This window comes from Escherichia sp. WS33 (genome assembly GCF_046486385.1).
GTDB lineage: Bacteria > Pseudomonadota > Gammaproteobacteria > Enterobacterales > Enterobacteriaceae > ECMA0423.
Map to the genome: position 1 here is coordinate 35627 of NZ_JBJQLJ010000018.1, position 23888 is coordinate 59514.

At 52.6% G+C, this 23888-nt stretch carries 22 protein-coding genes; 15 read left to right on the forward strand and 7 right to left on the reverse strand.

Annotation, left to right across the window (positions count from 1 at the left end):
- Positions 1-119 precede the first annotated feature (119 nt).
- The 12 genes from ACJHXA_RS15385 (at position 120) to yrbL (ending at position 8928) form a co-directional block, all read left to right on the forward strand.
- On the forward strand, positions 120-1097 hold the full coding sequence (locus ACJHXA_RS15385; protein WP_000922872.1) for a calcium/sodium antiporter: 978 nt from the start codon (positions 120-122) through the stop codon (positions 1095-1097).
- A 13-nt stretch (positions 1098-1110) separates the two neighbouring features.
- Positions 1111-2097: an arabinose-5-phosphate isomerase KdsD gene (gene kdsD, locus ACJHXA_RS15390; RefSeq protein ID WP_001295557.1), complete on the forward strand. Its 987-nt coding sequence runs from the start codon at positions 1111-1113 to the stop codon at positions 2095-2097.
- 20 nt (positions 2098-2117) lie between these two features.
- Entirely contained in the window at positions 2118-2684 is a 567-nt protein-coding gene (gene kdsC / locus ACJHXA_RS15395; protein ID WP_000030005.1) for a 3-deoxy-manno-octulosonate-8-phosphatase KdsC, read from the forward strand.
- A complete protein-coding gene (gene lptC / locus ACJHXA_RS15400; protein WP_000030537.1) occupies positions 2681-3256 on the forward strand; it encodes an LPS export ABC transporter periplasmic protein LptC in 576 nt (191 codons plus the stop codon). Before kdsC ends, lptC begins: the two co-directional genes overlap by 4 nt.
- Positions 3225-3782 carry a lipopolysaccharide ABC transporter substrate-binding protein LptA gene (gene lptA / locus ACJHXA_RS15405; RefSeq protein ID WP_000669785.1) on the forward strand — a complete coding sequence of 186 codons (558 nt, stop codon included), beginning with the start codon at positions 3225-3227 and terminating at the stop codon, positions 3780-3782. The genes lptC and lptA overlap by 32 nt, the downstream gene beginning before the upstream one ends.
- Before the next feature lie 6 nt (positions 3783-3788).
- A complete protein-coding gene (gene lptB, locus ACJHXA_RS15410; protein ID WP_000224099.1) occupies positions 3789-4514 on the forward strand; it encodes an LPS export ABC transporter ATP-binding protein in 726 nt (241 codons plus the stop codon).
- Positions 4515-4561: 47 nt separating this feature from the next.
- The gene (gene rpoN / locus ACJHXA_RS15415) at positions 4562-5995 is read left to right on the forward strand and encodes an RNA polymerase factor sigma-54 (RefSeq protein WP_000809051.1); all 1434 of its coding nucleotides are present in this window, start codon (positions 4562-4564) and stop codon (positions 5993-5995) included.
- Positions 5996-6017: 22 nt separating this feature from the next.
- Positions 6018-6305 carry a ribosome hibernation promoting factor gene (gene hpf / locus ACJHXA_RS15420; protein ID WP_001176599.1) on the forward strand — a complete coding sequence of 96 codons (288 nt, stop codon included), beginning with the start codon at positions 6018-6020 and terminating at the stop codon, positions 6303-6305.
- Between the two features lie 117 nt (positions 6306-6422).
- Positions 6423-6914: a PTS IIA-like nitrogen regulatory protein PtsN gene (gene ptsN / locus ACJHXA_RS15425; RefSeq protein ID WP_000183676.1), complete on the forward strand. Its 492-nt coding sequence runs from the start codon at positions 6423-6425 to the stop codon at positions 6912-6914.
- A gap of 45 nt (positions 6915-6959) precedes the next feature.
- Positions 6960-7814, forward strand: coding sequence for an RNase adapter RapZ (rapZ, locus tag ACJHXA_RS15430; RefSeq protein ID WP_000243741.1), 855 nt, complete (start codon positions 6960-6962; stop codon positions 7812-7814).
- The gene (gene npr / locus ACJHXA_RS15435; RefSeq protein ID WP_000216791.1) at positions 7811-8083 is read left to right on the forward strand and encodes a PTS phosphocarrier protein NPr; all 273 of its coding nucleotides are present in this window, start codon (positions 7811-7813) and stop codon (positions 8081-8083) included. Before rapZ ends, npr begins: the two co-directional genes overlap by 4 nt.
- A gap of 212 nt (positions 8084-8295) precedes the next feature.
- Positions 8296-8928, forward strand: a complete 633-nt coding sequence (yrbL, locus tag ACJHXA_RS15440) for a PhoP regulatory network protein YrbL (RefSeq protein ID WP_000620387.1) — start codon at positions 8296-8298, stop codon at positions 8926-8928.
- On the opposite strand, the gene mtgA is transcribed toward yrbL, so the two are convergent.
- The 4 genes from mtgA to ACJHXA_RS15460 all read right to left on the reverse strand — a co-directional run bounded on the left by mtgA (position 8925) and on the right by ACJHXA_RS15460 (position 13894).
- A complete protein-coding gene (gene mtgA, locus ACJHXA_RS15445; RefSeq protein WP_000047091.1) occupies positions 8925-9653 on the reverse strand; it encodes a monofunctional biosynthetic peptidoglycan transglycosylase in 729 nt (242 codons plus the stop codon). The genes yrbL and mtgA overlap by 4 nt on opposite strands.
- Entirely contained in the window at positions 9650-10303 is a 654-nt protein-coding gene (gene elbB / locus ACJHXA_RS15450) for an isoprenoid biosynthesis glyoxalase ElbB (RefSeq protein ID WP_001299134.1), read from the reverse strand. Before elbB ends, mtgA begins: the two co-directional genes overlap by 4 nt.
- A gap of 229 nt (positions 10304-10532) precedes the next feature.
- Positions 10533-12869, reverse strand: coding sequence for an aerobic respiration two-component sensor histidine kinase ArcB (arcB, locus tag ACJHXA_RS15455; protein ID WP_000809774.1), 2337 nt, complete (start codon positions 12867-12869; stop codon positions 10533-10535).
- A gap of 95 nt (positions 12870-12964) precedes the next feature.
- Positions 12965-13894: a TIGR01212 family radical SAM protein gene (locus ACJHXA_RS15460; RefSeq protein WP_001176896.1), complete on the reverse strand. Its 930-nt coding sequence runs from the start codon at positions 13892-13894 to the stop codon at positions 12965-12967.
- 674 nt (positions 13895-14568) lie between these two features.
- Here ACJHXA_RS15460 and gltB point away from each other — a divergent pair.
- The 3 genes from gltB (at position 14569) to ACJHXA_RS15475 (ending at position 21771) form a co-directional block, all read left to right on the forward strand.
- Positions 14569-19029 (forward strand): glutamate synthase large subunit, encoded by a 4461-nt coding sequence (gene gltB / locus ACJHXA_RS15465; RefSeq protein WP_001388534.1) that lies wholly within the window; start codon positions 14569-14571, stop codon positions 19027-19029.
- Positions 19030-19041: 12 nt separating this feature from the next.
- On the forward strand, positions 19042-20460 hold the full coding sequence (gltD, locus tag ACJHXA_RS15470; RefSeq protein WP_283512322.1) for a glutamate synthase subunit GltD: 1419 nt from the start codon (positions 19042-19044) through the stop codon (positions 20458-20460).
- 183 nt (positions 20461-20643) lie between these two features.
- Positions 20644-21771: a YhcG family protein gene (locus ACJHXA_RS15475; protein ID WP_000445142.1), complete on the forward strand. Its 1128-nt coding sequence runs from the start codon at positions 20644-20646 to the stop codon at positions 21769-21771.
- 59 nt (positions 21772-21830) lie between these two features.
- Here ACJHXA_RS15475 and nanQ read toward each other — a convergent pair whose 3' ends face one another.
- From nanQ to ACJHXA_RS15490, 3 genes are read right to left on the reverse strand one after another with little or no spacing between them, the layout of a single operon-like run.
- Complete coding sequence (gene nanQ, locus ACJHXA_RS15480) at positions 21831-22295, reverse strand: N-acetylneuraminate anomerase (protein WP_000979880.1); 465 nt, start codon at positions 22293-22295, stop codon at positions 21831-21833.
- Positions 22292-23167 (reverse strand): N-acetylmannosamine kinase, encoded by an 876-nt coding sequence (gene nanK / locus ACJHXA_RS15485; RefSeq protein ID WP_000209027.1) that lies wholly within the window; start codon positions 23165-23167, stop codon positions 22292-22294. Before nanK ends, nanQ begins: the two co-directional genes overlap by 4 nt.
- Positions 23164-23853, reverse strand: coding sequence for an N-acetylmannosamine-6-phosphate 2-epimerase (locus ACJHXA_RS15490; protein WP_000054239.1), 690 nt, complete (start codon positions 23851-23853; stop codon positions 23164-23166). The genes nanK and ACJHXA_RS15490 overlap by 4 nt, the downstream gene beginning before the upstream one ends.
- Positions 23854-23888: the final 35 nt, after the last annotated feature.

Here is a 23888-nt window from a genome sequence, read left to right on the forward strand (position 1 = left end):
TTAGCGAAAGCTGGCATTTGTTTTACTTTTTAGCCGCATAAAGTCAAAATTAAGAATCCGTTACGGCTTTCTGAAAATCTTCAGCGGACCGGCGAGTATACCTGAAGAAAGGACGTTAGATGCTTTTAGCTACGGCACTGTTAATTGTTGGTTTACTTTTGGTCGTTTACAGTGCCGACCGCCTGGTTTTTGCCGCGTCTATTCTTTGCCGAACCTTTGGCATCCCGCCGCTGATCATCGGCATGACGGTGGTCAGTATTGGTACATCGTTACCAGAAATCATCGTCTCGCTTGCCGCGTCTCTGCACGAACAACGCGATTTAGCCGTTGGTACAGCCCTCGGCTCAAACATTATCAATATATTGCTGATCCTCGGTCTGGCTGCGCTGGTTCGTCCTTTTACCGTCCATTCTGATGTTCTACGCCGTGAATTACCCTTAATGTTGTTGGTCAGCGTGGTGGCCGGTTCCGTACTCTATGACGGACAACTTAGTCGCAGCGATGGTATCTTTCTCCTCTTTCTGGCTGTGCTATGGCTGCTGTTCATTGTTAAACTTGCACGTCAGGCTGAACGTCAGGGGACTGACAGCCTGACCAGAGAGCAGCTTGCAGAGCTGCCGCGTGACGGCGGATTGCCCGTCGCGTTTTTATGGCTCGGCATTGCGCTTATCATCATGCCAGTGGCCACGCGGATGGTGGTTGATAACGCCACGGTGCTGGCGAATTACTTTGCCATCAGCGAGTTGACGATGGGTCTGACGGCAATTGCTATCGGAACCAGCCTGCCGGAACTGGCAACCGCAATAGCGGGGGTTCGCAAAGGTGAAAACGACATTGCTGTCGGAAATATCATTGGCGCAAACATTTTTAATATTGTCATCGTGTTGGGTTTACCCGCGCTGATAACGCCAGGAGAGATTGATCCACTGGCGTACAGTCGTGACTACAGCGTGATGTTGCTGGTGAGCATTATTTTTGCGTTGCTGTGCTGGCGGCGCTCCCCGCAACCGGGCCGTGGTGTAGGGGTATTATTAACTGGCGGATTTATCGTATGGCTGGCGATGTTGTACTGGTTATCGCCAATACTCGTTGAATAACTGGAAACGCATTATGTCGCACGTAGAGTTACAACCGGGTTTTGACTTTCAGCAAGCAGGTAAAGAAGTCCTGGCGATTGAACGTGAATGCCTGGCGGAGCTTGATCAATACATCAATCAGAATTTCACGCTTGCTTGTGAAAAGATGTTCTGGTGTAAAGGGAAAGTTGTCGTCATGGGGATGGGGAAATCGGGGCACATCGGGCGCAAAATGGCGGCAACGTTTGCCAGCACCGGTACACCTTCATTTTTCGTCCATCCTGGTGAAGCCGCGCATGGTGATTTAGGCATGGTTACCCCACAGGATGTGGTGATTGCTATCTCTAACTCAGGTGAATCCAGCGAAATCACGGCCTTAATTCCAGTGCTTAAGCGTCTTCACGTACCGTTAATCTGCATCACCGGTCGCCCGGAGAGCAGCATGGCGCGCGCCGCAGATGTGCATCTGTGTGTTAAAGTAGCGAAAGAAGCCTGTCCGTTAGGGCTGGCACCGACCAGCAGCACCACCGCCACGCTGGTTATGGGCGATGCCCTCGCTGTCGCGCTGTTAAAAGCACGCGGCTTTACTGCTGAAGATTTTGCGCTCTCACACCCAGGCGGCGCACTGGGTCGTAAACTTCTGCTGCGCGTAAACGATATTATGCATACGGGCGATGAGATCCCGCATGTTAAGAAAACGGCCAGTCTGCGTGACGCATTGCTGGAAGTTACCCGCAAAAATCTTGGTATGACTGTCATTTGCGATGACAATATGATGATTGAAGGCATCTTTACCGACGGTGATTTACGCCGTGTCTTCGATATGGGCGTGGATGTTCGTCAGTTAAGTATTGCCGATGTGATGACGCCGGGGGGAATACGTGTGCGCCCTGGCATTCTGGCCGTTGAGGCACTGAACTTAATGCAGTCCCGCCATATCACCTCCGTGATGGTTGCCGATGGCGACCATTTACTCGGTGTGTTACATATGCATGATTTACTGCGTGCAGGCGTAGTGTAAAGATTCAAGGATAAACAACAATGAGCAAAGCAGGTGCGTCGCTTGCGACCTGTTACGGCCCTGTCAGCGCCGACGTTATAGCAAAAGCAGAGAACATTCGTCTGCTGATCCTCGATGTCGATGGCGTACTGTCAGATGGCCTGATTTATATGGGCAATAATGGCGAAGAGCTGAAAGCGTTCAATGTTCGTGACGGTTATGGCATTCGTTGTGCGCTCACCTCTGATATTGAAGTCGCTATCATTACCGGGCGAAAGGCTAAACTGGTAGAAGATCGTTGTGCCACATTGGGGATCACTCACTTGTATCAGGGGCAGTCAAATAAACTGATCGCCTTTAGCGATCTGCTGGAAAAATTGGCGATTGCCCCGGAAAATGTGGCTTATGTCGGCGATGATCTCATCGACTGGCCGGTAATGGAAAAAGTGGGTTTAAGCGTCGCCGTGGCCGATGCGCATCCACTGTTGATCCCGCGCGCCGATTACGTGACGCGCATTGCTGGCGGTCGTGGCGCAGTGCGCGAAGTTTGCGACTTATTACTCCTGGCGCAGGGCAAACTGGATGAAGCCAAAGGGCAATCGATATGAGTAAAGCCAGACGTTGGGTTATCATTGTGCTATCACTGGCGGTTCTGGTGATGATCGGCATTAATATGGCCGAAAAAGACGATACCGCCCAGGTGGTCGTCAACAACAATGATCCCACCTATAAAAGCGAGCATACGGACACGCTCGTCTATAACCCAGAAGGGGCACTAAGCTATCGATTGATTGCTCAACACGTTGAATATTATTCCGATCAGGCCGTTTCGTGGTTTACGCAGCCGGTACTTACCACGTTTGATAAGGATAAAATCCCGACATGGTCCGTAAAAGCAGATAAAGCCAAGCTGACCAATGACCGGATGCTCTATTTATATGGACACGTTGAAGTCAACGCACTCGTGCCGGACTCTCAACTTCGCAGAATCACGACGGATAACGCGCAGATCAATCTGGTGACGCAGGATGTTACCTCTGAAGACCTCGTCACGTTATACGGAACAACATTTAACTCCAGCGGTCTGAAAATGCGCGGCAACTTACGCAGCAAGAACGCCGAGCTGATTGAAAAGGTTAGAACATCCTATGAAATTCAAAACAAACAAACTCAGCCTTAATCTTGTGCTTGCCAGCTCACTTCTGGCCGCCAGCATTCCGGCATTTGCCGTAACCGGAGACACTGATCAGCCGATCCACATTGAATCGGACCAGCAATCTCTTGATATGCAAGGCAACGTGGTTACCTTTACCGGTAATGTCATCGTCACCCAGGGCACCATCAAAATTAATGCCGACAAAGTGGTTGTTACCCGTCCGGGCGGCGAACAAGGTAAAGAAGTGATTGACGGCTACGGTAAACCGGCAACGTTCTACCAGATGCAGGACAACGGTAAACCGGTTGAAGGTCACGCTTCCCAGATGCACTACGAACTGGCAAAAGATTTTGTCGTTCTGACGGGTAATGCTTATCTGCAGCAGGTTGATAGCAACATTAAGGGCGATAAGATCACTTACCTGGTAAAAGAGCAGAAAATGCAGGCTTTCAGCGACAAAGGCAAGCGCGTAACCACCGTTCTGGTGCCGTCGCAGCTGCAGGACAAAAACAACAAAGGCCAGACCCCGGCACAGAAGAAGGGTAATTAATTCGTTATGGCAACATTAACTGCAAAGAACCTTGCAAAAGCCTATAAAGGCCGTCGCGTGGTAGAAGACGTCAGCCTGACCGTCAACTCCGGGGAAATTGTCGGTCTGCTGGGGCCAAACGGTGCCGGTAAGACCACCACTTTCTACATGGTTGTAGGCATTGTGCCGCGCGATGCGGGCAACATCATTATTGATGATGACGATATCAGTCTGCTGCCTCTGCATGCACGCGCGCGCCGCGGTATCGGCTATCTGCCACAGGAAGCCTCCATTTTCCGTCGCCTCAGCGTTTACGATAACCTGATGGCGGTACTGCAAATTCGTGACGACTTGTCTGCTGAACAACGTGAAGACCGCGCGAACGAGCTGATGGAAGAGTTTCACATTGAGCACCTGCGTGACAGCATGGGGCAGTCACTCTCCGGGGGTGAACGTCGCCGTGTAGAAATTGCCCGCGCACTGGCTGCGAATCCGAAATTTATTCTGCTCGACGAACCGTTTGCCGGGGTTGACCCGATCTCGGTTATCGACATTAAACGCATCATTGAGCACCTGCGCGACAGCGGCCTGGGCGTGCTGATCACTGACCACAACGTGCGTGAAACACTGGCGGTTTGTGAACGCGCTTATATCGTCAGTCAGGGGCATTTGATCGCCCACGGCACGCCTACAGAAATCTTACAAGACGAACACGTTAAGCGTGTATACCTTGGGGAAGACTTCAGACTCTGATAGGGTAGAAGTTTGCGACGTTTTAGCAGGAGAGTACGATTCTGAACATGAAGCAAGGTTTGCAACTCAGGCTTAGCCAACAACTGGCGATGACGCCACAGCTCCAACAGGCAATTCGTCTGTTGCAGTTGTCGACGCTGGAACTTCAGCAGGAGCTACAGCAGGCGCTGGAGAGTAATCCGCTGCTTGAGCAAATCGACACTCATGAAGAAATCGACACCCGCGAAACGCAAGACAGTGAAACGCTGGACACCGCCGACGCGCTCGAACAAAAAGAGATGCCGGAAGAGCTGCCGCTCGATGCCAGTTGGGACACCATTTACACCGCTGGTACACCATCCGGCACCAGCGGTGACTACATTGACGATGAGCTGCCGGTCTATCAGGGCGAAACGACGCAGACCTTGCAGGATTACCTGATGTGGCAGGTCGAGCTGACACCGTTTTCCGACACTGACCGCGCTATTGCTACCTCTATCGTCGATGCCGTTGATGACACCGGTTATCTGACTGTCCCGCTGGAAGATATTCTCGAAAGTATGGGCGATGAAGAGATCGACATCGACGAGGTTGAAGCCGTCCTTAAGCGGATCCAACGGTTTGATCCGGTCGGTGTAGCGGCAAAAGATCTGCGTGACTGCCTGCTAATCCAACTCTCCCAATTCGATAAAACCACGCCGTGGCTGGAAGAGGCCAGACTGATCATTAGCGATCATCTCGATCTGTTAGCCAATCACGACTTCCGCACTTTAATGCGCGTCACGCGTCTGAAAGAAGATGTGCTGAAAGAAGCCGTCAATCTGATCCAGTCGCTCGATCCGCGCCCCGGGCAGTCGATCCAGACTGGCGAACCTGAGTATGTCATTCCAGATGTGCTGGTGCGTAAGCATAACGGTCACTGGACGGTAGAACTCAACAGTGACAGCATTCCGCGTCTGCAAATCAACCAGCACTACGCCTCGATGTGCAATAACGCGCGCAACGATGGTGACAGCCAGTTTATCCGCAGCAATCTGCAGGATGCCAAATGGTTGATCAAGAGTCTGGAAAGCCGTAACGATACGCTACTGCGCGTGAGTCGCTGTATCGTTGAACAGCAGCAAGCCTTCTTTGAGCAAGGTGAAGAATATATGAAACCGATGGTACTGGCCGATATCGCCCAGGCTGTCGAAATGCATGAATCGACGATATCTCGCGTGACCACGCAAAAATACCTGCATAGTCCACGAGGCATTTTTGAACTGAAGTATTTCTTTTCCAGTCACGTCAATACCGAGGGCGGCGGCGAAGCTTCCTCCACGGCGATTCGTGCGCTGGTGAAGAAATTAATCGCGGCGGAAAACCCAGCGAAACCGTTGAGCGACAGCAAGTTAACCTCTTTGCTGTCGGAACAAGGTATCATGGTGGCACGCCGCACTGTTGCGAAGTACCGAGAGTCTTTATCCATTCCGCCGTCAAACCAGCGTAAACAGCTCGTTTGACCCAACCGATAAGGAAGACACTATGCAGCTCAACATTACCGGAAATAACGTCGAGATCACCGAGGCACTGCGCGAATTTGTTACAGCCAAATTTGCCAAACTTGAGCAATATTTTGACCGAATCAACCAGGTCTATGTTGTTCTGAAAGTGGAGAAAGTCACCCACACCTCAGATGCAACACTGCATGTAAACGGTGGTGAAATTCATGCCAGCGCGGAAGGTCAGGACATGTACGCTGCCATTGATGGCTTAATTGATAAGCTGGCACGCCAGTTGACCAAACATAAAGATAAACTGAAACAACACTAATTGTCCGGGCAATTAGCATGTGCATGGCGGCCTGTTGTGCGGCACAACGGGCCATTTGTACGGTTAATGCTCCGAGCCTGTTCCACTGTTTGAGTGGGCAGGTTCTTAGGTGAAATTATGACAAATAATGATACAACTCTACAGCTTAGCAGTGTTCTTAACAGGGAATGTACGCGAAGCCGCGTCCACTGTCAGAGCAAAAAACGCGCCCTGGAAATCATCAGCGAGCTGGCGGCGAAACAACTTAGTCTGCCGCCTCAGGTGGTTTTTGAAGCTATCCTGACGCGGGAAAAAATGGGCAGTACCGGTATCGGCAATGGTATTGCCATTCCGCATGGCAAACTGGAAGAAGATACTCTGCGCGCCGTTGGCGTTTTCGTTCAGCTCGAAACGCCTATAGCTTTCGATGCCATCGACAACCAACCGGTGGATTTACTTTTTGCCCTGCTGGTGCCGGCAGACCAAACTAAAACGCACCTGCATACTCTGTCACTGGTGGCGAAACGTCTGGCGGACAAAACCATCTGCCGCCGTTTACGCGCAGCCCAGAGCGATGAAGAGCTGTATCAAATCATTACGGATACCGAAGGTACTCCGGATGAAGCGTAGTTATTCGGTAATGTCTCTTTTAGACGTTGTGAGGAGAAACAGTACATGGTACTGATGATCGTCAGCGGACGTTCAGGTTCAGGTAAATCTGTCGCCCTGCGTGCGCTGGAAGATATGGGTTTTTACTGCGTGGATAACCTTCCCGTAGTGTTGTTACCCGATCTGGCTCGAACTCTGGCCGATCGCGAGATTTCTGCCGCCGTCAGCATTGATGTTCGTAATATGCCGGAGTCACCAGAAATATTCGAACAGGCGATGAGTAACCTGCCTGACGCTTTCTCACCGCAACTCCTGTTCCTGGATGCCGACCGTAATACCTTAATTCGTCGTTACAGTGACACGCGCCGACTGCATCCGCTTTCCAGCAAAAACCTGTCGCTGGAAAGTGCTATCGACAAAGAAAGCGATTTGCTGGAACCTCTGCGTTCGCGAGCGGATCTGATTGTCGATACCTCAGAAATGTCCGTTCACGAGCTGGCTGAAATGCTGCGTACCCGTCTGCTGGGTAAACGTGAACGCGAACTGACAATGGTCTTTGAGTCTTTCGGCTTCAAACACGGTATCCCTATCGATGCAGATTACGTCTTTGACGTGCGCTTCTTGCCGAACCCGCACTGGGATCCGAAACTGCGTCCAATGACAGGTCTTGATAAGCCCGTCGCCGCGTTCCTCGACCGCCACACAGAAGTACACAATTTTATCTACCAGACGCGAAGCTATCTTGAGCTATGGTTACCTATGCTGGAAACCAACAACCGTAGCTACCTGACGGTCGCCATTGGTTGTACCGGCGGGAAGCACCGTTCGGTGTATATTGCAGAGCAACTGGCAGACTACTTCCGCTCGCGCGGTAAAAACGTCCAGTCACGCCATCGTACGCTGGAAAAACGTAAACCATGACCGTCAAGCAAACTGTTGAAATCACAAACAAGCTGGGCATGCATGCCCGGCCTGCAATGAAGCTGTTTGAATTAATGCAGGGTTTTGACGCTGAAGTGCTGTTACGTAATGACGAAGGCACCGAGGCTGAAGCCAATAGCGTTATTGCACTGCTGATGCTGGATTCTGCCAAAGGACGGCAGATTGAAGTTGAAGCCACCGGTCCACAGGAAGAGGAAGCACTGGCCGCCGTTATCGCCCTCTTTAATTCTGGTTTTGATGAAGATTAATCTTCATCACTTTGACATTCAAATCCCTTCAAGCTCCCCCGACAATAAGAAAAGCGCGTACTGAAATCGTTCTCAATCAACGTCATTTGTACATTTTGTGCGCTTTTCACTTTCAGAAGAACCTTAAGAAAACCTTAAGAGGCATTGTTTAGGTTTTGTTTAAGTTAATCGACCATACTGGAGATCGTCAGAAAATATTTCCAGGAGATGGCATGATTCGCTTATCTGAACAAAATCCCCTGGGCACCGGAAGACATCGGAAATGTTATGCGCATCCGGAAGATGCCCAACGCTGTATCAAGATTGTCTACCATCGTGGCGATGGTGGCGATAAAGAGATCCGCCGTGAGTTAAAGTACTACGCGCATCTTGGTCGCCGGTTAAAAGACTGGAGTGGAATACCGCGCTATCACGGTACCGTTGAGACGGATTGCGGAACCGGTTATGTCTACGATGTGATTGCAGATTTTGACGGCAAACCCTCCATTACGCTGACCGAATTTGCTGAGCAATGCCGTTACGAAGAAGACATTGCACAACTGCGCCAGCTACTGAAACAGCTGAAGCGTTATTTGCAGGATAACCGTATCGTGACGATGTCGCTGAAGCCGCAGAATATCCTCTGTCACCGCATCAGTGAGTCAGAGGTTATCCCGGTCGTCTGCGACAACATTGGTGAAAGCACATTGATTCCACTGGCGACCTGGTCGAAGTGGTGTTGTCTGCGTAAGCAAGAGCGGTTATGGAAACGATTTATCGCCCAACCGGCGCTGGCTATTGCCCTGCAGAAAGATCTGCAACCTCGTGAGAGCAAAACGCTGGCCCTCACTTCGCGCGAAGCTTAATCCAGCTGGTGTTGTTGCATAAACGGCTCACCGCCTAACTGATACATCTGCCGTAAAATCCACGCCTGACGGCTACGCACGTAGCCCGATGGCGAGGAGACTTTGAAACGAAGTGGATTAGGTAATACAGCTGCCAGTAATGCAGCTTCCGACCGGGTAAGTTTGCTCGCGGGTTTGTGGAAATAACGTTGTGCCGCAGCTTCGACGCCAAACACACCGTCGCCAAATTCGGCGATATTCAGGTAAACCGTCAGGATACGCTTTTTGCTCCAGACTGTTTCTATCCCCAGCGTTAATCCAGCTTCCAGCCCTTTTCGTACCCAGCTACGCCCATCCCATAAAAAGAGATTTTTGGCCGTCTGCTGAGAAATCGTTGAAGCACCGCGAATACGGTTTTCATTGCGCTCGTTGTGCGCCAGGGCTTTCTCAATGGAAGCGACATCAAAGCCCCAGTGCTCAGGAAATTTCTGATCTTCTGCGGCAATCACCGCCAGTCCCATCCACGGCGAGATTTGATCCATACTGACCCAGTCAGAATGTGCCACGTAACGAAAATTGCCATGCAGCCAGGCGCTGACCTGTCGCTCGACCATTACCGCTGAGAAGGGAACAGGCGCAACACTAAACAACGCGATGCCCCCGCCCCAGAAAACGGCGAGGACAACCATTAACCGCAAAAGAAAACGGCGAACGAAACTAAACACCGTTAAGCGGCTTTTACTCATTCAGCCAGAACCAGCACGCGGGAAACCAGCTTATCAATGCCGCTCGCCGCTTCTGCAATGTTCTGCGCCAGCATATATGCTGGGGTGGTGACAATCTTATTGTCTTCATCAACCACGATATCATCGACAGGACAGGGCACATGCTCCGCGCCCATCTCTTCCAGCACTTCTGCGGTATCGATATCAGTACCGATGGTCAAACGCAGCGGGAAATCGAAAATTTTCGGCAGCATCGCTGGGGCAATACACATAAAACCAAGCGGTTTTCCGGCCTGATGCATCGCTTGTGCCAGCGCCTTTAATTCACGGTCAACGGTGCATTCGCTACCAAGAGTGGCAAAATTGCTTAAATTCTTCGCCGCGCCAAACCCCCCCGGCACAATCAACGCATCCAGTTCAGCGGCATCGGCCTGGGCCAGAGGACGGATTTCACCGCGCGTTATTCGTGCCGCTTCAATCAGCACGTTGCGCGTTTCCGTCATCGCTTCGCCAGTTAAATGGTTGATAACATCAACCTGCTGCTTATCCGGTGCAAAGCAGACCGCCTGCGCACCGCTGCGTGAAATAGCTAACAACGTCAACACCGCTTCATGAATTTCAGAACCGTCATAGACGCCGCATCCGCTCAGAATTACGCCAATTTTCTTCATTGTGATCATCCTTTCGCAATTGACTGAAACACATTAATTTTTTTAATAAAAATGGTACGCATCACACATTTAACTGATTCATGTAACAAATCATTTAAGTTTTGCTATCTTAACTGCGTGCGGCCTGAAAAACAGTGCTGTGCCCTTGTAACTCATCATAATAATTTACGGCGCAGCCAAGATTTCCCTGGTGTTGGCGCAGTATTCGCGCACCCCGGTCTAGCCGGGGTCATTTTTTAGTGGCTTTTGCCACCCACGCTTTCAGCACTTCTACGTCGTGACGCCACTCTTCTTTCATCTCTTCAATCCATTCACCGACGTTATCTTCCCAGGCAGGAAGGTCCGGAGACTGAATTTGCTGACCCAGCTGTTGCAGATGGCGTAACCCCACTGACCCCGCCGCACCTTTAATTTTATGTCCTTCCTCTACAATGCCTTTTTTATCCTGCGCCGTCAGATTCGACTCCAGCACGCTGACATAGCCCGGCATCATCTTCTCAAACACCGCTAACCCGTCGGTGATCAGCTTCGGTCCTACAAGTTCGAGATACTGTTCCAGCATGGGAATATCGAGCAATGCTTCTGATTTACTGTTCTCTTCTGTCGTCACCGTACTCTCCTCATCATCCTGGGTATCCCAGAATTTCTTGATCATCGCGGTTAGCGCCGGAACCGAAAGCGGCTTACTCAGCACATCATCCATTCCAGCATTGAGGTACTCTTGTTTGTCTTTCAGCACGTTAGCGGTTAAGGCCACCAGCGGCGGTAAATCCTCGCGCGGATAACGCTTCGTCAGTTCACGAGAGATATCCAGCCCGGTCATATCTGGCAACTGAATATCCAGCAACACCAGGTCGTATTCGCCCGGTTTAAACATCTCCAGCGCCGCCTTGCCGGTCATGGCGACATCAACGCTGTTACCTAATTTTTCCAGCACAGAACGCGCAACAATCACGTTCAGTTCAATGTCTTCCACCAGCAGCACATTCAGCGCCGGTAAAGGCATATCGTCTTCATCAAACGCATCATCGACCTCTTCTGCTACCGACGGTGCGTGGATCGTCAACGTAAAGGTTGAACCTTTGCCCTGTTCGCTGGTAACCGTAATATCGCCGCCCATATTTTTCGCCAGACGACGAGAAACGGCCAGACCAATACCGGTGCCGGTGGCAGGTTTACCGCCATGACTGTCTTTCACCTGGTAATACATGGCGAAAATTTTATCCAGCTCATCCTGCGGAATGCCGATACCAGAGTCTTCCACTTCAAAATGCAGCATATCGCCTTCATCGTAGCGCACGCGCACGGTAACCTGGCCTTGCTGGGTGAATTTGACGGCGTTACTGATGAGGTTCCACAGGATCTGCCGTAAACGCGTCCCGTCGGTAATGACCTGATGCGGTAATGGCAGCGTCGGCTCCAGGTTAAAGCGCAATCCTTTTTGTTGCGCCTGCAATGCGGAGAGATTTTCCAGATCGGCAAGGAAGCTGGTGAAATCAACCGGTTGATTATCAAGCTGGACCTTGCGCCGTTCCATCTTATCCATGTCGATAATATCGTTAAAGATATTCCCCAGCGTGACGGCCGAAACATGGATGGTCTTGAGATATTTTTCCTGCTCGGCGGTGAGTTCGGTATCCAGCAGAATACGGCTCAGGCCGACGATACCGTTCAGCGGTGTACGCAATTCGTGACTGATGGTGGAGATAAACGTCGTTTTGTCGCGGCTGGCCCGTTCAAGCGCATCCTGATACCGCTTACGCTCGGTAATGTCGCGACCAAAGCCCATCAAACCGTGACGTTTACCCACGCGGTCGTAGTACGGCACTTTACGGATTTCAAAGCAGGCTTTGCGCCCGTCCGGGTAATCCAGCCACTGTTCATAGGTCAGTGACACATTATGACGGAACACTTTTTCATCGGTTTCAATGACTTTTGCGGCGGCTTCCGGTGAGTAAACATCAGCAGGTTTCAGGTGAACCAGTTGTTTTTCGCTTTTTCCGGTCAGCAGCTCCATCGCGCGGTTACAGCCGGAAAACTCTTTATCTTCGTTACGATAAAAAACCAGGTCGGGTGAAGCATCAAGGAAGGAACGTAAGAATGAGGATTGCTGCTCGAGCTGAATTTGTGTCTCTTCGCGCTCTTTGATTTCAATTTTCAGTTGGCCGAAGGTTTCCTGCAGTTCTGCTTCCGCTTTTTCACGAACGGCGATTTCCTGATTTAGCTGGGCAATATTATCTTTTAACTGAACGTTGAGGCTCAAATCGCGCTCGCGCATCTCCTCCAGTTTTTGCACCAGCCGTGACAGACGTTGTCGTGACTCCTCCAGTTGCTCGACGACCACCGATAGAAAGTAGACCGCCCACGGCGTAATCAGCAAACCAAAGAAGATAGAACGAATAACATCAATGCTTTCGACCTGACCATGCAGCACCATGGTTACCGCCATTTGTACCACAATGGCAAGAACGACGAGGGCCAGCGCCAGCAACATTGAGAAGCGCACCAGACCTAACTTCATCATCAGGTCAACATAATACTGCGCCAGCAGACGAATTTGCTTCATTAGGGAATTCCTTCACGACAACCTGCCCCAATAATACCCAATTCTGACAGTTACGTTATAAATTGTGTGAGAAATGCGGAATTCCCCTCAACGACCTACTCCGTTGGAGGTATCCACGGACGTTCCAGCGCCGATCCCTGTACGCCATGTTCATTCAGATAGCGATCCAGCTCGACCATTCCCGTCCATCGATTTTCGCACCACAGAGGAGCAAGCAGCGTCGGGCGACGGGCGCTGGCGGAAATGCGGTGGTAGATCACTTCCGGTGGCGTATGGCGAATCATTTCTCCGGCAGTGAGCGTGTAATCCTCCAGTTCAATACCGTTCAAACGCCCCGCTTCCCAGGCTTTCGCCATAATGCTGCCTTTCACAATATGCAGCGGATGCAGCTTTATGCCGTCCACGCCGGTTTCAACCACTCGCTCCAGCGTTTGCAAACATTCAGCCTGCCCTTCGCCAGGCAGGCCGACAATTAAGTGGGAACACACCTTCAGCCCGCGCTGACGTGCCAGCTGGGTTGTACGCTGATAACAGGCAAAATCATGGCCGCGGTTGATGCGATGCAGTGTTTTGTCGTGGGCGGTTTGTAGCCCCAGCTCCAGCCACACTTCGTAACCCTGGTCCTTATATTCGCAAAGCAGATCCAGCACCGCATCCGGCACGCAGTCCGGGCGGGTACCAACACACAAACCGACAATATTGGCCTGGCTCACCGCCTGCTGATACATAGAACGCAGCACCTGAACTTCCGCAAAGGTGCTGGTATACGCCTGAAAGTAGGCCAGATAGCGTTTAGCGCGGTTAACTAAATTCGCCTGGTGCGCCAGTTGCTCGGCAATGGAACGATGCTGCTGCGCTTCATCGGCAAACGAGGCAACATTACAGAATGTGCAGCCACCACGCCCGATGGTACCGTCACGGTTAGGGCAGCTAAAACCGCCGTGTAGCGTCAGCTTATGCACCTTTTGCCCATAACGACGGGTGAGATCACCACCAAACATATTGACTAATTTCTGTAACTGCATAATCTGATAGACCGCGCCTTGAAAAGAGGCCAAAGCCTGCCATTTTTAGCTCAATTCGGCGATGACCTGGATCAATCGTCCCGGCCTGCTTTTATCAACTGCATAATCAATCAAAATTACCGAAATTTCATGCATAATCACATAAATCACTTTTGCTTATCTTGTGTCAGATTTTTTTATCTCCTTATGGATTTTAGGCAAAAACAGTAGCATGAAACGTCATTACCAATTAAGGCAGTATAAAATGCTGGTTTTCTCGTCAGTTCAAGGCAGGATAAGGGTTAACACGCCTTTATGACAGTCAGGAATTGACTGTTTCTCTAACGACTTCCCTTTTAGCCTTAAAGATAAAATCCATTTTAATTTCAGTAATTTAATAAAGAATTTTGCGCTAAAGCACATTTCTGTACCAATAAGCTTGCCATTTGACCTGTATCAGCTTTCCCGATAAGTTGGAAATCCGCTGGAAGCTTTCTGGATGAGCAGCCTGCTCATCATATTTATGCAGTAATTGAGATCCCCTCTTCACCGTATTAACCGATGCGAAAAGGACAACAAGGGGGCGAATGCGAGGCGCGCGTATGACACGCAAACCCCGTCGCCACGCTCTTTCTGTGCCCGTGCGCAGCGGTTCGGAAGTGGGGTTCCCGCAGAGCCTGGGGGAGGTTCACGATATGTTGTACGATAAATCCCTTGAGAGGGATAACTGTGGTTTCGGCCTGATCGCCCACATAGAAGGCGAACCTAGCCACAAGGTAGTGCGTACTGCAATACACGCACTGGCCCGCATGCAGCACCGTGGCGCGATTCTCGCCGATGGTAAAACCGGCGACGGTTGCGGCTTGCTGTTACAAAAACCGGATCGCTTTTTTCGCATCGTTGCGCAGGAGCGCGGCTGGCGTTTAGCAAAAAACTACGCCGTCGGGATGCTATTCCTGAATAAAGATCCTGAACTCGCCGCTGCCGCACGCCGCATCGTTGAAGAAGAACTGCAACGCGAAACCTTGTCGATTGTGGGCTGGCGTGATGTCCCCACTAACGAAGGCGTGCTGGGTGAAATCGCCCTCTCCTCTCTGCCACGCATTGAGCAAATTTTTGTGAACGCCCCGGCAGGCTGGCGTCCGCGCGATATGGAGCGCCGTCTGTTTATCGCCCGCCGCCGCATTGAAAAGCGTCTCGAAGCCGACAAAGACTTCTACGTCTGTAGCCTGTCGAATCTGGTGAACATCTATAAAGGTCTGTGTATGCCGGCGGATCTGCCGCGCTTTTATCTGGATCTTGCGGACCTGCGTCTGGAATCGGCCATCTGCCTGTTCCACCAGCGCTTCTCCACTAACACCGTACCGCGCTGGCCGCTGGCGCAGCCGTTCCGCTATCTGGCGCATAACGGTGAAATCAACACCATCACCGGTAACCGCCAATGGGCGCGTGCGCGTACCTATAAATTCCAGACGCCGCTTATCCCTGATCTGCACGACGCAGCGCCATTCGTCAACGAAACCGGTTCTGACTCCAGCTCGATGGATAACATGCTGGAACTGCTGCTGGCAGGCGGGATGGATATCATCCGCGCTATGCGTCTGTTAGTGCCGCCCGCCTGGCAGAACAACCCGGATATGGACCCGGAGCTGCGTGCCTTCTTCGACTTTAACTCCATGCATATGGAGCCGTGGGATGGCCCGGCGGGCATCGTGATGTCCGACGGTCGTTTTGCCGCCTGTAACCTCGACCGTAACGGTCTGCGTCCGGCGCGCTACGTCATCACCAAAGATAAGCTCATCACCTGCGCCTCTGAAGTCGGTATCTGGGATTATCAGCCTGACGAAGTGGTCGAAAAAGGCCGCGTCGGGCCAGGCGAACTGATGGTGATCGACACCCGCAGTGGGCGTATTCTGCACTCGGCAGAAACCGATGACGATCTGAAAAGCCGCCATCCATATAAAGAGTGGATGGAGAAAAACGTCCGCCGACTGGTACCGTTTGAAGATCTGCCCGATGAAGAAGTGGGTAGCCGCGAACTGGACGACGACACGCTTGCCAGCTACCAGAAACAGTTTAACTACAGCGCGGAAGAGCTGGACTCCGTAATTCGCGTACTGGGCGAAAACGGTCAGGAAGCGGTCGGTTCGATGGGCGATGATACCCCATTCGCCGTGCTCTCCAGTCAGCCGCGCATTATTTACGACTACTTCCGCCAGCAGTTTGCCCAGGTGACTAACCCGCCAATCGACCCGCTGCGTGAAGCGCATGTTATGTCGCTCGCCACCAGTATCGGTCGTGAAATGAACGTCTTTTGCGAAGCAGAGGGCCAGGCGCACCGTTTAAGCTTTAAATCGCCGATTCTGCTCTACTCCGATTTCAAACAGCTCACGACGATGAAAGAGGAGCACTACCGCGCAGATACGCTGGATATCACCTTTGACGTCACTAAAACCACGCTCGAAGCGACAGTCAAAGAGCTGTGCGACAAAGCCGAAAAAATGGTACGTAGCGGCACCGTGCTGCTGGTGCTCTCCGACCGGAATATCGCTAAAGATCGCCTGCCGGTTCCAGCCCCGATGGCGGTTGGCGCGATCCAGACCCGTCTGGTCGATCAAAGCCTGCGTTGCGATGCCAACATCATCGTCGAAACCGCCAGCGCCCGCGATCCGCACCACTTCGCCGTGTTGCTGGGCTTCGGCGCGACGGCTATTTATCCATACCTTGCCTATGAAACGCTGGGCCGCCTGGTAGACACCCATGCGATTGCCAAAGATTATCGTACCGTGATGCTCAACTACCGTAACGGCATCAACAAAGGCTTGTACAAAATCATGTCCAAAATGGGCATCTCCACCATCGCCTCTTACCGCTGCTCGAAACTGTTTGAAGCGGTCGGTCTGCACGATGATGTAGTGGGCCTGTGCTTCCAGGGGGCGGTCAGCCGCATTGGTGGGGCGAGCTTTGAAGACTTCCAGCAGGATCTGCTGAACCTGTCGAAACGTGCCTGGCTGGCGCGTAAGCCCATCAGCCAGGGCGGCCTGCTGAAATACGTCCACGGCGGCGAATACCACGCTTACAACCCGGACGTGGTGCGCACGCTGCAACAGGCGGTACAAAGCGGCGAGTACAGCGACTATCAGGAATACGCGAAGCTGGTTAATGAGCGTCCGGCAACCACGCTGCGCGATCTGCTGGCAATTACGCCGGGTGAAAACGCGGTCAACATTGCTGATGTTGAACCGGCAAGCGAACTGTTTAAACGCTTTGATACCGCCGCGATGTCTATCGGCGCGTTAAGCCCGGAAGCCCACGAGGCGCTGGCGGAAGCGATGAATAGCATCGGCGGTAACTCGAACTCCGGTGAAGGCGGCGAAGACCCGGCGCGCTATGGCACTAACAAAGTGTCGCGCATCAAGCAGGTGGCTTCTGGTCGCTTCGGCGTTACTCCGGCGTATCTGGTCAATGCCGACGTCATTCAGATTAAAGTCGCCCAGGGCGCGAAGCCGGGCGAAGGCGGTCAGTTGCCGGGCGACAAAGTCACTCCTTACATCGCCAAACTGCGCTATTCGGTGCCCGGAGTGACGCTGATCTCCCCGCCGCCGCACCACGATATCTACTCTATCGAGGACTTAGCGCAGCTCATTTTCGACCTCAAGCAGGTTAACCCGAAAGCGATGATCTCCGTGAAGCTGGTTTCCGAACCGGGCGTAGGCACCATCGCGACTGGCGTGGCAAAAGCTTATGCCGATTTAATCACCATCGCAGGCTATGACGGTGGCACCGGCGCAAGCCCGCTGTCGTCAGTGAAATACGCAGGTTGCCCGTGGGAGCTGGGGCTTGTTGAAACCCAGCAGGCGCTGGTTGCCAATGGTCTGCGTCATAAGATCCGTTTGCAGGTCGATGGCGGCCTGAAAACCGGTGTTGATATCATCAAAGCGGCGATTCTCGGCGCAGAAAGCTTCGGCTTCGGCACTGGCCCGATGGTGGCGCTCGGCTGTAAATATCTACGTATTTGCCATCTGAACAACTGCGCAACGGGTGTAGCAACTCAGGATGACAAACTGCGTAAGAACCACTATCACGGCCTGCCGTTCAAGGTTACCAATTACTTTGAATTTATTGCCCGTGAAACCCGCGAGCTGATGGCACAGCTGGGCGTAACGCGTCTGGTGGATCTGATTGGTCGCACCGACCTGCTGAAAGAACTGGACGGTTTCACCGCCAAACAGCAAAAACTGGCGCTGTCGAAGCTGCTGGAGACCGCCGAACCGCATCCAGGTAAGGCACTCTACTGCACCGAAAACAATCCACCGTTTGATAACGGCCTGCTGAACGCGCAGTTGCTGCAACAGGCGAAACCGTTTGTCGATGAACGCCAGAGCAAAACCTTCTGGTTCGATATTCGCAACACCGACCGTTCTGTCGGCGCGTCGCTTTCAGGCTATATCGCCCAAACGCACGGCGATCAGGGGCTGGCAGCCGATCCTATCAAAGCGTACTTCAACGGCACCGCAGGCCAGAGTTTCGGTGTGTGGAACGCGGGCGGCGTGGAACTGTACCTGACCGGGGATGCCAACGACTATGTCGGTAAAGGCATGGCGGGCGGCTTAATCGCCATTCGTCCTCCGGTTGGTTCCGCCTTCCGCAGCCATGAAGCAAGTATTATCGGCAACACCTGCCTGTATGGCGCGACCGGTGGTCGTCTGTATGCCGCAGGCCGCGCGGGTGAACGTTTCGGCGTGCGGAACTCCGGTGCTATCACCGTGGTAGAAGGCATTGGCGACAACGGCTGTGAATATATGACGGGCGGTATTGTCTGTATTCTGGGTAAAACCGGCGTTAACTTCGGTGCGGGCATGACCGGCGGCTTCGCTTACGTTCTCGATGAAAGCGGTGATTTCCGCAAACGCGTTAACCCGGAACTGGTCGAGGTCTTAAGCGTTGACGATCTGGCGATCCATGAAGAGCATCTGCGCGGTCTTATCACCGAGCATGTTCAGCATACTGGCTCTCAGCGCGGTGAAGAGATTCTGGCGAACTGGTCAACCTTCGCCACTAAATTTGCGCTGGTTAAACCGAAGTCCAGTGATGTAAAAGCACTGCTGGGTCATCGTAGTCGTAGCGCAGCAGAGTTGCGCGTGCAGGCGCAGTAAGGGGTAGCAACAATGAGTCAGAATGTTTATCAATTTATCGACCTGCAGCGCGTTGATCCGCCAAAGAAACCGCTGAAGATCCGCAAAATTGAGTTTGTTGAAATTTACGAGCCGTTTTCCGAAGGCCAGGCCAAAGCGCAGGCTGACCGCTGCCTGTCGTGCGGCAACCCATACTGCGAGTGGAAATGTCCGGTACACAACTACATCCCGAACTGGCTGAAGCTCGCCAACGAGGGGCGTATTTTTGAAGCGGCGGAACTGTCGCACCAGACCAACACCCTGCCGGAAGTTTGCGGACGAGTCTGCCCGCAAGACCGTCTGTGCGAAGGTTCCTGCACTCTGAACGATGAGTTTGGCGCGGTGACCATCGGCAACATTGAGCGTTATATCAATGATAAAGCGTTCGAAATGGGCTGGCGTCCGGATATGTCCGGCGTGAAGCAAACCGGTAAAAAAGTGGCGATTATCGGCGCAGGCCCGGCAGGTCTGGCGTGTGCGGATGTCCTGACGCGTAACGGCGTAAAAGCCGTTGTCTTCGACCGTCATCCAGAAATTGGCGGGCTGCTGACCTTCGGTATTCCGGCCTTCAAGCTGGAAAAAGAGGTAATGACGCGTCGCCGTGAAATCTTCACCGGCATGGGTATTGAATTCAAACTCAATACCGAAGTGGGCCGCGACGTGCAGCTGGACGATCTGCTGAGTGATTACGATGCCGTCTTCCTTGGCGTCGGGACTTATCAGTCAATGCGCGGCGGGCTGGAAAACGAAGGCGCCGATGGCGTGTACGCAGCGCTGCCGTTCCTTATCGCCAACACCAAACAGTTAATGGGCTTTGGTGAAACCCGCGACGAACCGTTCGTCAGCATGGAAGGCAAACGCGTGGTGGTCCTTGGCGGTGGCGACACTGCGATGGACTGCGTGCGTACGTCCGTGCGCCAGGGAGCGAAGCACGTTACCTGTGCCTATCGTCGTGATGAAGAGAACATGCCGGGTTCCCGCCGCGAAGTGAAAAACGCGCGGGAAGAAGGCGTAGAGTTCAAATTCAACGTCCAGCCACTGGGGATTGAAGTGAACGGTAACGGTAAAGTCAGCGGCGTAAAAATGGTACGTACCGAAATGGGCGAACCGGATGCCAAAGGCCGTCGCCGCGCGGAGATCGTTGCAGGTTCCGAACATATCGTTCCGGCAGATGCAGTGATCATGGCGTTTGGTTTCCGTCCACACAACATGGAATGGCTGGCAAAACACAGCGTCGAGCTGGATTCACAAGGCCGCATCATCGCCCCGGAAGGCAGCGACAACGCCTTCCAGACCAGCAACCCGAAAATCTTTGCTGGCGGCGATATCGTCCGTGGTTCCGATCTGGTGGTAACCGCTATTGCCGAAGGTCGTAAGGCGGCAGACGGTATTATGAACTGGCTGGAAGTTTAAGCTCTGTCCCAGCGCCGCCTCCTCAGAAAAGAGTCGGCGCTGAAATTCTCCTTTCTTTCTGGAAAGCGCCTCGCATAATCTGAAGAAAACCAATGTAATACGCTCATCTGGATTGTTACCGGTAGATGCCCGGCGTATAGCTGATTCCATTATTCAACGCAGCGCCATATAAAGGGACAGATAATGGAATCGCTCTCAGAGAGAACCTCAACAGGCTACCAGCAAATCCACGACGGTATTATTCATCTGGTCGATAGCGCCCGGACGGAAACGGTACGTAGCGTTAACGCGCTGATGACCGCGACATACTGGGAAATTGGCCGACGAATTGTCGAATTTGAACAAGGTGGCGAGGCCAGGGCTGCGTATGGTGCGCAGCTAATCAAGCGACTATCAAAGGATTTAAGTCTAAGGTATAAGCGTGGGTTCTCTGCAAAAAACTTACGCCAAATGAGGCTTTTTTACCTCTTTTTTCAACATGTTGAAATTCGCCAGACAGTGTCTGGCGAATTAACACCATTGGGAATTCCGCAGACACCATCTGCAGAATTCCCATCGGCAAAGATTTGGCAGACGCTGTCTGCCAAATCTTTCCCCCTGCCCTGGTCCACCTACGTCCGTTTACTTTCCGTTAAAAACGCTGACGCCCGCAGCTTTTATGAAAAAGAGACGCTCCGCTGTGGCTGGTCTGTTCGCCAGCTAGAACGGCAAATTGCGACCCAATTTTATGAGCGAATACTACTGTCACATGACAAATCAGCCATGCTGCAACAACACGCTCCTACCGAGACGCATATTCTTCCGCAACAGGCGATACGCGATCCCTTTGTGCTCGAATTTCTGGAATTGAAAGATGAATATTCAGAATCTGATTTCGAGGAGGCGCTGATCAACCACCTGATGGATTTCATGCTGGAACTTGGGGATGATTTTGCCTTTGTTGGTCGGCAGCGAAGATTACGCATTGATGACAACTGGTTTCGTGTCGACCTGCTGTTTTTCCACCGCCGTTTACGCTGCCTACTAATCGTCGATCTAAAAGTGGGCAAATTCAGCTATAGCGATGCCGGACAGATGAATATGTATCTCAACTACGCCAAAGAGCACTGGACGCTACCGGATGAAAATCCGCCCATCGGTCTGGTTCTCTGTGCAGAGAAAGGAGCCGGAGAAGCACATTATGCTCTGGCAGGTTTGCCTAACACCGTTCTGGCAAGCGAATATAAGATGCAACTACCTGATGAGAAACGACTCGCAGATGAACTCGTTCGAACACAGGCGGTGCTAGAGGAAGGCTATAGACGCCGTTAATTTCAGCGGTTTCGAATTCTGCAGACAGTGTCTGCAGAATCTTTAAAACGAACTAAGTTTTAAGCCATTAAATCAGCCTTAACCTTCACCACCACCTTTTTAATCTCACCCGGCTCGCCAACAACGCATCCCGGCTTATGCGGCTCTCCTGGCATAAACACGGCGAACATTCCCGGTTTTAAGATGATGGTTTGCTCGTTTTCAATGGCGCTGCAAAGCTGATAATCATCCTCATGGTGGAACTCTTCACACTGACGCGCGGTGCCTGCCATGCCAAACAGAATCCGTTCCTCACCGTTTAATAACAGCTGGATATCAATGTATTGCTCGTGCAATTCCGCTTTTTTCTCGACGGGCGATTGAGTGTTAAACGTCATGACATTCATAAAGATATTGTCGCCCTGTAATTCGTAACGACCCGGCGCTTTTTCTTGCGGTCTGGCAGCTAATGCCAGCGTTAACGCGTCCTGTAACGCAGGATGTAACCCAGCAGACGGTAATGACTGTACTTCACCCATCATCATAATTTTTCTCCCTGGGCCAACAGCGCAGCCCCAAGTAAACCTGCATCATGGCGGTAGTGCGCCGCCAGTAAATCAACATGAAATGCCGCTGGCTCCTGCGCCAGATACGTTTCCACCAGCGCCAGATACCCTTCTGCCAGCCCAACGCTGCCACCGACCACCACGCACTGGCAATCAGTTGTGGCTTTAATATCAGCGATCAGCCTTGCCAGCACATGTGCGGAGCGGTGAATCAGTTGCTGCGCCTGCTCGTCGCCCTGCCCGGCGCGTGTGAAAATAGTTCTCGCATCCGCGCCCATGAGTTCACCTTGCGCTGCCGCCGCAATGCCGCGACCAGAAGCAATCGCTTCCACGCAACCTGTGCGTCCACAGCCGCAGACTGGGCCGTGTGGATCGGCAAGCGTATGCCCGATATGCCCCGCCAGACCGCCAGGGCCGGTAAGCAGTTTACCGCCGCTCACTACACCGCCGCCGACGCCAGTGGAAACGGTGATAAACACCATCTCGGTTACATCGCCTTCCAGCGCCTGATACTCTGCCCATGCTGCGGCCTGCGCGTCGTTAATGGCAATGGTCGGCAAATTGGTAAGTTGTTCCAGCGTTTTGACTAACGGAAAGTGTAGCAATCCACCGAGATTATGCGGATTCAGCGCCAGCAAACTGCCGTCGCGAATAATTCCGGTTGAAGCGATGGCAACCCGCTGCGCATGAGCTTGCAACGGAGAGACTAATGCGGATAAGGCATCACGCAAGGCTTCTGGTGTCTGGCTGGCTGGCGTAGGAAGTTCACGACGATCGCGGATCTGCCCGTCAGCGCCAATCAGCGCGGCGGCAAGTTTAGTACCGCCGATATCAATCGCCAGTGTGGTCATAGCACCGCCTTTTTCATCGCTGTGTTGTACCACTGACAAATGTGTTCAAGACGCGTAATGGCAGAACCGACCGTCACCGCCCACGCGCCGTGGCGCATCGCATCAGCCGCCTGAGCAGGCGTGTTGTAACGCCCTTCGGCAATCACCCGACATCCGGCGTCGCTCAACGTTTTCACCAGCGCCAGATCCGGCTCTTCTGGCGTTTCAGGCGTGGTATAGCCAGAAAGCGTAGTGCCAATAATTTCGGCTCCCAGCTTTTGGCATGCCAGGCCGTCTTCCGGCGTTGAGCAGTCGGTCATCGCCAGTAAACCGTGATGGTGAATACGTGCCAGCAGCGTTTCAACAGGCACCGGACGCGGGCGGTCGGTGCCGTCAATGGCGATAATGTCCGCGCCCGCCTGCGCCAGCGCATCGACATCTTCAATATAGGCCGTGATGCGTACCGGAGAATCCTCCAGATCGCGTTTCACAATCCCGATAATTGGCACGCTCACCACCGCACGCGTGGCTTGCAGATTTGCCACACCTTCAATGCGAATGGCAACCGCGCCCGCCTGCTCTGCCGCTAATGCCATGGCGGCGACGATTTCGGGTTTATCGAGCGGGCTGTCCGGAACCGGCTGGCAGGAGACAATCAGGCCACCGTTAGCAGCGATTTTTTGATCCAGTTGTGCAAGTAACGACATACATCTTCCCTTAGCGAAAGGCCCGGTACATAGAC